The following is a 10,388-nucleotide window of genomic DNA, read 5'->3' as shown; positions in this document are numbered from 1 at the left end:
TAGCATGAGTAGTTTTACAGGCAAAGCCGAAACGGATGATAACCACCTACTGAAGTAGGTGGTTTAGGGCTGAAAATTAAAAGGGGCTTTCGCCCCTAAACTCTATGAGCCAGATGCAACTTTAGTACATTCAGTCACTAATGATGCTTTAGCTGGCAAAACATCGCCATCTTTATTTTTATATGCTTCAGCATACTGAACACACTGGTCCACACCACTTTCTGATGCGTAAGTGACTTTACCTGGAACTCCATCTGTAGTGCCAGCTTGAGCTGTACGCGTTTCTGTTTTAATCAACGTCCAGTCATTTGTATCACTAAGGCCCTGTACCGCTTTACCGATACCAGCCTCATTTGCTGTTGGGTAACCCAAATAAATCGTAATGTCTTCAACTTTGGTATCTGCAGCTGTTTTGGTTTCTTTCCCTTCCACCGCTGCTTTGCCGTAAACAATACCCGCAGCGCCATCCATTGCGCCTTTCAGGCCCTGGTTAACTGCTTTGCGAGCATCGTCCTGCAGGTTAAGGAAACGTGGTGCTGCAGTGACCGCTAGAATACCTAGGATTACAATTACCACTACCAATTCGATAAGGGTGAAACCACCTTGTCTTTTCATTGTTTACTCTCTCTATGTAAGCATGCAGTACAACTGCAAAGTTTTGTTTAGGTCACGCGACCATTTTGGATATTGTCAAAACGGTTTGGGGCAGCAACGTTCACTAAAACTGACCGTGAAGTGGATACTGTATCTACCGCTTGAGCAGAATGACGATTCGCCATTATTCAGTTCATGCTGCAATGAGAAAAACACATTATTGTTTACCCTCTATTACAGCTTCTTACTTATGGTAATGATTGCATTATACCGACTTTCAATACCAATTATAGTGATTAGGTGTCAAAAAATTCACTCCGCCGACATTTCGACGTCTATTTTCAGTTGATTAGCTGTTGAAATAACGACAATCGACTGACCATTTTCATAAGTGTATTGACAGACATAACGATCAGTTTTGATGACTCCACTGATATCTATTAACTTGTTGGTCATTATTTTACGTTGGGGGTAATGCACCGCTAGCCAATAACCACAATCTAATACACCTTGCTGAGTAAAGGGAGACACTAACCCATCCTCAGTCATAGTAAGGTTAAAACCATCCATCAGCATATGTTCTGGCTCGCCTTGTACTAGCCAAGCTTGACGATAACGCTGAACACTATCTTGCATCCAAACTCTCGCTAACTTCGCTCCAGTTACTTGTGCTTGCTCGGTCACAGGACGTAATTTGACCGCCAAACCCACCGCCATAATCGTAGCAATAACCCCAAACACAATAAGCGTTGCTCGGCTTTGATTTTCAACCACGCATTAGCCGCCTTTGATAATGTCGAGCATTCCCCACATTGGTAGGAAGATACCCAATGCCAGCACCATGACCATGCCTGCGACAATCACCAAAAGTAATGGTTCTATTCTTGCGGTCAGTGTTTTTAGATCGTAATCAACTTCTCGATCGTAAAAGTCCGACACCTCCAGCAGCAACTCATCAATACGACCAGTTTCTTCACCTACTGCAATCATCTGAATCACCAATGGGGTAAATATTTTACTGTTGATGGCCGTCACTGAAATGGTGCTACCCGCTTCAATTGCGGACTTCATCTCAAGAATTCGGTTTTCTAAAAAACGGTTCCCTAATGCTTCCCCGGCCAAAGCCAAAGACTGGTTAAGTGGCACACCTGATTTCAGCATCAACGAAAAGGTTCTGGCAAAACGAGAAAGCTGCGCACGATTAACGATATCGCCTACAATTGGCAGCCGAAGCCGAAACTTATCGAACTTCTCCCGACCATCAGCCGTCGCCACCCACGCTCTGAATACAGTAAACGCGCCAATCATTGCTACAACCAGCAACACCCAATAATTAACAAAGAAATTAGAAGTCGCGATCAAAATACGCGTCGGCAATGGTAGCTCAACCCCAAAGCGCGTGAACATCGATGCAAACTCAGGGATCACCAAGATATTCAATACAAACATGGCGATGGTGATAAAGATAATGACAAACGTCGGATAACGCATCGCCGCTTTAATGCGTTTGCGAGTCTCAAGTTCCTGTTCGTAGTAATTCGCCAGTTGCAATAGCGCTTGGTCAAGCCGACCCGTATTCTCACCGACGTTGATCATAGAAACGAACAGTGGGCTGAATACTTTGCTGTGTTGCTGCATCGCAGAAGACAAACCTCGGCCATTACTCAGTTCAGAAACGACATCTTCTAGCGCCTCTTTGAGCTGTTTGTTTTCGCAATTTTGCAACAAGCCACGCATAGAGCGCAGCAAAGGTACGCCAGCTTTAGTCAAACTAAACAACTGGCGAGAGAAAAGAATAATTACTTCCAACGGAATAGCAGGCACAAACAGCTTAGACAAGCTCACTTGGCTTTTTGCCGACTCTTTCTCTAACCGTACATTGAGCGGGATGACCCCTTTATTCATCAATGCTTCCGCCGCAGCTTCTGAGTTCACTGCTTCGATTTTACCGTTAGTGGATGAGCCGTCTAGCGTGCGGCCTTGATAACGAAAAGTTGGCATTCACTTACCTATATGAAAATGGGATCAGTCTTACCAGAAGCATCACCCTCACCTAGGGTCATCACTTCATCCAAACTGACGGTGCTTTGTAGCGCCAGTTCCATTGCAGAAGCAAGCAGTGGCTTATAGTTTTCTGAGCGGCGCGCGGCTTGCGCAAAGCCAACCGCATCATTGGCGCGCAATTTATCCATCATCTCTTGCTCAAGTTCGAGCATTTCAAACACACCGATTCGGCCTCGATAACCAGTCAAGTTACAGTTTTGGCAACCTGCGCCTTTATAAAAAATGGTGCTAACTTGATTTGGGAAACGCCCAGCTAACCACTGCTGGCGAGACTCATCTAAGTGGTCTTCTGTTTTACAATCTGGGCAAACTCGGCGCACAAGACGCTGCGCCACCACGGCTCTGACTGCACTAGCAACCAAGTAACCCGGCGCTCCCATATCGATCATACGTAACGCACTGTCGACAGCATCGTTGGTGTGGAGAGTACTCAATACTAAGTGACCCGTTAGTGCAGCTCGCAGACCAATTTCTACCGTCTCTTGGTCACGCATCTCACCAACAAGAATGATGTCTGGGTCTTGACGTAAAAAGGTTCTAAGAACACGCGAGAAAGTTAGATCGATCTTACTGTTAACCTGTACCTGAGTGATACGAGGCAGACGATATTCAACCGGATCCTCTGCTGTAATGATCTTTTTCCCAGGTTCGTTGAGCTCACTCAATGCACCGTAAAGCGTGGTGGTTTTACCGGAACCTGTCGGCCCGGTAACCAAAATCATGCCGTGCGGACGCGCCAACTGTCGACGTAAGCGAGCAAGCAAGTCTGGCGGCAAGCCCGACTCTTCTAACGGACGCAAACCAGCGGACTGGTTAAGCAGACGCATTACTACAGATTCTCCGTACTGCGTTGGTAACGTCGACATACGAATATCAATTGATTGGCCACGAACTTTGATATTGAATCGGCCATCTTGCGGCAAGCGCTTTTCAGAAATATCTAGGTGTGCCATCAACTTCAGTCGAAGAACCAAAGCCGATGCAATATTCACTTCATTTAAGAGCGTTTCATGCAATACGCCATCAATACGCTGGCGCAAACGCAATACTTGATCGTCTGGCTCAATATGAATATCCGAAGCTCCAACCTGTACCGCATCTTCAAACATGGAATTAACCAGCTTTACAACGGTAACCTCTTCACTATCGGCTTCATCAATACCGTAATCAAAGCTTTGTACATCTTTATGCTCTTCATGCAGCTGTTCAGCAAAGGAGGCTATCTCTTTAGTACGGCGGTAATAACGGTCAAAGCTTGAAATAAGCTGACGCTCTGAAGCCACAATGAACTCAAGGTTGTATTGACCTAACAAGTTCATCAATGATTCTTGGATGAACAAGTCCGCAGGGTCACTCATAGCAACGCGCAGTGTGTCCCCATTTCGAGCAACGACCATCGCACGTAAGCGACGTGCGTGTACCTCAGGTAGAATCTGCACGGCTTCGGCATCCACAGGCGCACGGCCAAGATCGATCAGTGGCAAACCAAGCTGCTGAGACAAGAAGTCCAACATTTGCTTTTCGGTAATAAAGCCAAGGTCAATTAACGCATCCCCTAGCTTCTGCCCGGTACTGCGTTGTGCGTTTAGTGCTTGCTGGATTTGTTCTTCAGAGACGATACCTTCCTCAACCAGAAGATCGCCCAAGCGTTTTCTCAACTGAATTTTCATTGTGCGCTCTCCAACTCTTTCAAGATGCTCAAACGGTCACGGATAAATGCTTGCGATTGATTCGAAATGCCAACTTTACCCAGAGCTTGGTTGTAAGAGTTAATCGCGGCAGTAAAAGCCAGGGCGCGCTCTTGTTGAATAGCCAAACCTAACCACCAGCGCGCGTTTTCCGGTTCACGCTGAGTGAGGAGTTGATAGCTCTCAAGCGCAATGTCATTTTGCTTGTGTTTTTGTGCCAATGCCGCACGCATCGCCAAGTAATCTCGACTTGGTACTGGAGGCAAATGAACAAGCGGGCTCAGCGCCGCTTCAGGTTGATTAGCTTTCACTAACAACTTAGACAAGGCCAAGCGGAGTACTTGGTTGTTCGTATCTAGGTTGATGCCTTCTTGAATAATCTCATATGCTTTACGCGTGTCACCTTTACCAAAGTACAACGCTGATAACTTTTGACGCGTGTCTGCATTCATTGGCTCATAACGCAACGCCTCGGCATAAGCCGATAACGCCGTTTGCATATCGTTAGCATCGAGTGCCTTTTCCGCTCGACTAACTGCCTTAAGAGAAAGCTGACGATGTGTAAGCTCAACCTGCTCAATACGCATTGAGCTGTTTTCTGATGTCGTGTGGGTTACGGGATCGTATTGCTCCTCGCTCGGCATCGTTGCTAACTGCGCGAGTAAAACTGCATCATCAGAGGCGATATTTATCTCAGATCTTGGCGTGAACCTATCAGTCTCTTGCATGTGAGGCTGTTGCGCTACCGGCTGTGTGGCTGGTTTGGTGTAAACCACTTGAGTTGTATCGGGCGTCATTTTACTCGTTGGCGAGTGAGTGCGCTCCGATGAAACAATTGGTGAGACATTCACAGACGACAATGGCATAGCGTCGGTTTGAAATTGTGATAGCTCGCCTGAAGGAACAGGACCGCGAGAGACCGCCCAGCTACCAACCGCAAGGCTTAACGAAAAACCGGCGACAAGCCAAAGCCAAGGTTTACTGCGTGAGACACTTGGAATCTCCGCACGAGTAAGCTCTGACGGCGATGTTTTTTCAGCAAGTTCTGATAATGCTTTATTGATGGCACTCAAGGTTGACTCCATCCCCAAAATACGGGTGTTTTAAACTTAGGTTTACGGGCATCAAACGTATCGTGCATAGCGGCGTAAACGTGATGATTTTTCAATAGTGTGCAACGCTCATTAAATGCAGCAAGCAACGACTTGTGGCTAATTTGGTTTATCAAGCGCGGAATCCCCATGGATGAACGCCAAATCGCTTTTTTCTGTTCAATAGAAAAAATGTGCGCCCCATTGCCTGCTTTATCTAAACGATTATTGATGTAAGCCACGCCTTCATCGATAGAGAGAGGACGTAACTGGCAACTAAACGTAATGCGTTGACGAAATTGCCTTAGCTCATGGTTAGCCAATCTTTCATCCAACTCAGGTTGTCCGAATAACACCAATTGAATGAGCTTATCTTGTTCCGTTTCTAGGTTGCCAAATAGACGCAATGTTTCTAAAGCTTGTGGGGAAAGAGCTTGCGCTTCATCAACGATCAAGACGGTTTTCTTTCCCAAGGCATGTACTTGAATCAAGTGCTCTTGAATGAGGGAAACGATACGCAGCGGATCATCGTTCTCGATACCCAACTCTCTGGCGACAGCAAACTGCAACTGTTCCCCATTCAACACTGGATTGGGTAAGTAAATAAGCTCAACTTCAGATTCAATCTGCTCGATCAGCTTACGGCATACCATGGTTTTTCCAGTGCCGACTTCTCCCGTCACCTTAATCACCCCTTCTCCCATTTGCACGGCAGCTAGGATGGTTTGGATCGCCTCATAGTGAGGGACTAACCCCAAGAACATTTCTGTATTTGGGGTTAACGAAAAAGGCTGAACTCGGAATCCAAAGTGTGACAAGTACATACTCGAATCACAAACCTATTGAAAAACAGAACCTTTCCCAGCGCTTATTGCGCATCTGGGAACCACTCTTGCAGCAGATCACGAGAGCGCTCTAGCTCTTTCTGCCAAGAGTTCACGCCAACTACGGTCGGTTTTAGCAAGATGACCAATTCTGTTTTCTCAGTTACGTTATTCACGTTGCGGAACAAATGCCCCAGTGCTGGTACATCGCCCAAAAATGGGACTTTAGAAACAAGCTCACGATTTTGCTGTTTCATCAACCCGCCGATAACCACAACATCGCCATCTTTAGCACGAATAACCGAGTCTGATTCACGAATAGAGCTTTTCGCTAATGGCAGTTGGATGTTTTGGAAATCTCCGCCCAAGTTCAATTGCTTCACTTCTTCCGTGACTTCAATAACTGCGGGGTGAACATGCAGGAACACATTGCCTTTGTTATCAATTTGCGGAGTCACATCGAGGGAAATACCCGAGAAGAATGGCGTCAGTTCCACTTCAGGAACTGCATTTGAGTTTTCACCGTTGCCTGCATTACTCGATAGCTCGGTAACAAAGTACTCATCGGTACCGACCTTGATGACAGATTTTTGGTTGTTGGCAGCGGTAATACGAGGGCTCGAAAGGACGTTCAAGTCACCTTGCGTAGACATAAAGCTCAACACGGCATTGAAGTTACCATCCGAAATAGTCACGTTGGTTTGACCGCCCAATAGCGTGCCAATCGCATCCAATGGTGGTAATGTCGACGCAGGGCGGTTGACTACGATACTACCCGAGTTACCAATTGACGCCGATAAGTTTGACCAGTTGATGCCTTGTTGGTAGCCATCATTCAACGTCACTTCTAGGATTTTAGCTTCAAGAATGACCTGGCGCTGCATGCGCTCCTGCGATACACCTAAGAACTCGCGTACTTCGCGAATATCATCTGGAAATGCTCGAACCGTAATAACTCCCGCTTGTGGCGTTACAACCACACTTTGCCCTTTGCCTGAACCAATTAGATTCGCAACAGCTTGCTGCAGCATCGGCCAGAAATCACTTTCAGTGATGGTTTCAATGCGTGTACCACCCGTAGATGTGGTCGAGCTATCGTTGTTGTTTCCATTGTTAGAGTCTGACGAGTCAGAACTGTCTGAGCTACCACCAGAATTAGACGTACCAGCCGAGGTTACAGAGCCCGTAACAATGCTGGTTAATGAGCGACCAGAACGCTTGAACTGCAGGTAATCGACTGGAATGGTCACCGTACGCATACCTGCTGGGTAGATTTGAATAACTTTGCCAGACTTCACCACGTCATAGCCATACATATTCTGTACGACATTCAGAACTTCATCCAATGTCACATCTGACAAGTTGACAGTGATATTACCTTGTACCGATGGGTGAATCGCCACACTGTACTCTGTGCCTTTCACCAACGAAGCGAAAAAGCTTCTTGCATCGACCGCATTCGCTTGAATACGAAAACGCTTCGAGGTGCCTTGCTCTGATGCAACGTTCGAGTCTAAATTTGGCATCAAGTCTGCCTCAACAGAAGAAGGGATTTCTTCCAATGTGCGGCTGTTCGCTTGATTGATCGATTCATTGAGCGCTTCTTTAACTTCCACTGGATTCCGATGACCCATTGAACATCCCATTAAAGAAGCAATCGTTATTCCTACAACTAATTTGCGCATATCTGATCGGGCTCTGGTTATTATTGTTTTACGTTTAAATCAAAAAGCTCTAGGTCCCACTGACGGTTACCACGCTTTAAAGTTACAAATTCACTATTAATGCTCGCGACGCGATAACCCTTAAATAGCTCGCCTTTTTCGACAAGTTTGTTATCCATAATCGCGATACAATCAGTACTTGGCTTACACACAATACTGTTGAGCTTAGGCAGTCGATACCGTTTAACTTTTGGTTTCGCTGACGTTTCAACCGCTGGCTTTTCCCAACCAAGTGGGGCCGTTGGGTCCTGGTTTGCCCAAGCGGTTCCTGCCGCTGCCATAACAAGCAATGAGATGATGAGTTTGTTAACCACCAATAAACTCCTCTCTAGATCCTAGTGTGTAGACTTCTAACACAAGCTTCGCTTTCGGGTACTCTTCGACTTTATAACTAAAGCTGCGCCAGTAATAACTCGCAGGAAGGCTCTCCAATTTATTCAGATAATTAGCAATAGAAAAATAGTCACCAGTCAGTTCCATACGAACAGGATGCACGTAGTAACCAGAGTATTGCGATGCTTCTTTATCTTCCGTTATTGGCTCAGATGGCAAGGTTTGCAGAGACAAAAGGTGAATGCCACTTTGCTGCTCCAACACATTTTCAAGCAGCTCAGCCATTTGCGAAGGTGTAATAAGATGCTCGATGATCTCCGCTAATTGCATCGAAAGATGCTGACTCTCAGCTAACAGATTAGATATCGCGCGATCAATCTCAGCATTTGGATCTTTCTTAAGTTGCGCCTGAATACGTAGCGTATCGATTTCAATCTTTTGATTGGCTTGCTTTAAATTACTTAGTTGCCTCTCATTACTGATGATCTCGTTAAGCTTTGGCTCCAATACCAGCGTAAAGAGCAACATGATCACGACAACTAAACCGCACAATGCGGTGAGCACTTTTTCACGCGTACTCATTTCGCCAAAGCGCCCTTCTAATGAGAGCCAGAATTCGTTCATTTCTCTTTATCCTCGCGCGTTTTTAGTTCAAACGTCACAATATCCTTATCATTTCGACCTATTTTGACGTCGTCAAACGTTCGGCCAACCAAGCTAATTTCATTTTTAAATTGGCTGACCCAATTTGGCACTGAGCTCGGTTTTTTCGCTAGTCCCTTCAGGTCTAAGGTATGGGTATTGATTCGAATTTCGGACAAAGAAATTTCTTGGTTTCCTAGCTTCGCTAATGATTGCATCACGCCAGAGTAACCCGTGCGTTGCGAGTCATCGTATTTCCCGACAGCTTTAAGCGAGTCTCGCTTCGCCTTGACTTCACGCTCTAAGCGGGCTTTAGCTGCCAGCTTATTATTGTCAGGTTGATGCTTACGTAGCTTGACTTGATAACGTTCAAGCTCTGACTTCATGATATCGCCTTTACTTTTTACAATAGCAATCTCATCTTCCAAACCGCTACTCTGCCAAGTCACATAGCCGTAAGAAAATAGAATTGCAGCCGCCGAAACGCCCCAAGATAACGCGATATTTTTTAGCGTCAGGAGCTCTTTTTTCGGCTTTAAGTAATCGGGATATAAGTTGACGCGTCGAGTATTTGAAGTAGCCGCAGTGTCAGCCAAAACATGTCCAGATAGTTCATGTTCTGGTGGTAATAACAGTGAAACCTTAGTACTTAAACGGTAATTCAGAGCCTGAACAAGCTCGCTCTCATCCTCTTCATCACAGCACACTTTCAATTGATGTAATTGCACGTGGCGTAACTGAGATGAAAGATAATCAATCGAACGTTGCAGTTCTAACGACAGACTGTCCATCTGTAAATCGCTAGACGGAACCCCCGTTAACGGTGGCGTCACACTGCGAATAGAACGGTGGAACGCAATAGTATTTTCGACAAAAGCGCTTATACGGAGATGACCACGCACACTGCGTTGTAATAATAGGAAGTTTCCTAGTTCACCCGCAGTCTCTCCCCAAATATCGTCTTCAGGAAGAATGGCCTCTAATGGTAACTGGGCTCGACTGGCCAGTAACACAATCTTATCCAATATTTTTCGCGATAAGACGTATGCTTGCACTTTGGTTGAATTCGGTAACTCGACCGCATCGGCAATAATGTCGATAGCACGCTCAGAGATCAGTTCTTTCAACAAAAACGGTAATGCGGCTGGCCATTCTTGACGCGGCATGACTGGTTTGTCGATTTGGTACATCTGGTAATAGTTATGAGAAAGAATAACCGTTAATGAATCATACGCACTCGCTGCAACGCTCAATGCTTGCTCAACGGCTTTTTCCCAATTGGACTCAGAAATATCAAATTGGTATGGACGACTACTTTTGATTGAAGATGATAAATAAACGGCGTCTGGCTGAATAACCAAAAAGCAGGAGCGATCACCACTAGATGATCGCTTAAGCTTGTCGAATAGTGCTTTGAAATCCATGATT

Annotated in this window: 10 protein-coding genes; all 10 read right to left on the bottom strand. The window is 45.7% G+C overall.

What is annotated here, in order from left to right; all coding sequences use genetic code 11:
* Positions 1–102: 102 nt before the first annotated feature.
* Entirely contained in the window at positions 103–615 is a 513-nt protein-coding gene (locus R7P36_RS24215; protein WP_132937238.1) for a type II secretion system protein, read from the bottom strand.
* A gap of 291 nt (positions 616–906) precedes the next feature.
* The gene (locus tag R7P36_RS24210) at positions 907–1,368 is read right to left on the bottom strand and encodes an MSHA biogenesis protein MshF (RefSeq protein WP_132937239.1); all 462 of its coding nucleotides are present in this window, start codon (positions 1,366–1,368) and stop codon (positions 907–909) included.
* A gap of 3 nt (positions 1,369–1,371) precedes the next feature.
* A complete protein-coding gene (locus R7P36_RS24205; protein ID WP_005381186.1) occupies positions 1,372–2,595 on the bottom strand; it encodes a type II secretion system F family protein in 1,224 nt (407 codons plus the stop codon).
* A gap of 8 nt (positions 2,596–2,603) precedes the next feature.
* Positions 2,604–4,328: a GspE/PulE family protein gene (locus tag R7P36_RS24200; RefSeq protein ID WP_318099390.1), complete on the bottom strand. Its 1,725-nt coding sequence runs from the start codon at positions 4,326–4,328 to the stop codon at positions 2,604–2,606.
* Positions 4,325–5,419: a tetratricopeptide repeat protein gene (locus R7P36_RS24195; protein WP_203346137.1), complete on the bottom strand. Its 1,095-nt coding sequence runs from the start codon at positions 5,417–5,419 to the stop codon at positions 4,325–4,327. Before R7P36_RS24195 ends, R7P36_RS24200 begins: the two co-directional genes overlap by 4 nt.
* Complete coding sequence (locus tag R7P36_RS24190) at positions 5,416–6,261, bottom strand: ExeA family protein (RefSeq protein ID WP_033907419.1); 846 nt, start codon at positions 6,259–6,261, stop codon at positions 5,416–5,418. Before R7P36_RS24190 ends, R7P36_RS24195 begins: the two co-directional genes overlap by 4 nt.
* Before the next feature lie 44 nt (positions 6,262–6,305).
* Positions 6,306–7,946 (bottom strand): pilus (MSHA type) biogenesis protein MshL, encoded by a 1,641-nt coding sequence (gene mshL / locus R7P36_RS24185; RefSeq protein WP_005388471.1) that lies wholly within the window; start codon positions 7,944–7,946, stop codon positions 6,306–6,308.
* A gap of 20 nt (positions 7,947–7,966) precedes the next feature.
* The gene (locus tag R7P36_RS24180) at positions 7,967–8,299 is read right to left on the bottom strand and encodes a hypothetical protein (RefSeq protein ID WP_005381196.1); all 333 of its coding nucleotides are present in this window, start codon (positions 8,297–8,299) and stop codon (positions 7,967–7,969) included.
* A complete protein-coding gene (gene gspM / locus R7P36_RS24175) occupies positions 8,292–8,942 on the bottom strand; it encodes a type II secretion system protein GspM (protein WP_005381197.1) in 651 nt (216 codons plus the stop codon). Before gspM ends, R7P36_RS24180 begins: the two co-directional genes overlap by 8 nt.
* Complete coding sequence (locus R7P36_RS24170) at positions 8,939–10,384, bottom strand: MSHA biogenesis protein MshI (protein WP_318099391.1); 1,446 nt, start codon at positions 10,382–10,384, stop codon at positions 8,939–8,941. The genes gspM and R7P36_RS24170 overlap by 4 nt, the downstream gene beginning before the upstream one ends.
* Positions 10,385–10,388 lie beyond the last annotated feature (4 nt).

The sequence above is a fragment of the Vibrio sp. 397 genome (genome assembly GCF_033339395.1).
In the GTDB taxonomy this organism is placed as follows: domain Bacteria; phylum Pseudomonadota; class Gammaproteobacteria; order Enterobacterales; family Vibrionaceae; genus Vibrio; species Vibrio alginolyticus.
The sequence above is the reverse complement of the archived record's forward strand: the minus strand, read 5'-3'. Positions and strand labels throughout refer to the sequence as shown.

Excerpts from the sequence above, each read along its gene's own strand:
- gspM (WP_005381197.1), bottom strand. The coding sequence starts at position 8,942 with ATGAACGAATTCTGGCTCTCATTAGAAGGGCGCTTTGGCGAAATGAGT.
- R7P36_RS24215 (WP_132937238.1), bottom strand. The coding sequence starts at position 615 with ATGAAAAGACAAGGTGGTTTCACCCTTATCGAATTGGTAGTGGTAATT.
- R7P36_RS24170 (WP_318099391.1), bottom strand. The coding sequence starts at position 10,384 with ATGGATTTCAAAGCACTATTCGACAAGCTTAAGCGATCATCTAGTGGT.
- R7P36_RS24205 (WP_005381186.1), bottom strand. The coding sequence starts at position 2,595 with ATGCCAACTTTTCGTTATCAAGGCCGCACGCTAGACGGCTCATCCACT.
- R7P36_RS24190 (WP_033907419.1), bottom strand. The coding sequence starts at position 6,261 with ATGTACTTGTCACACTTTGGATTCCGAGTTCAGCCTTTTTCGTTAACC.
- mshL (WP_005388471.1), bottom strand. The coding sequence starts at position 7,946 with ATGCGCAAATTAGTTGTAGGAATAACGATTGCTTCTTTAATGGGATGT.
- R7P36_RS24200 (WP_318099390.1), bottom strand. The coding sequence starts at position 4,328 with ATGAAAATTCAGTTGAGAAAACGCTTGGGCGATCTTCTGGTTGAGGAA.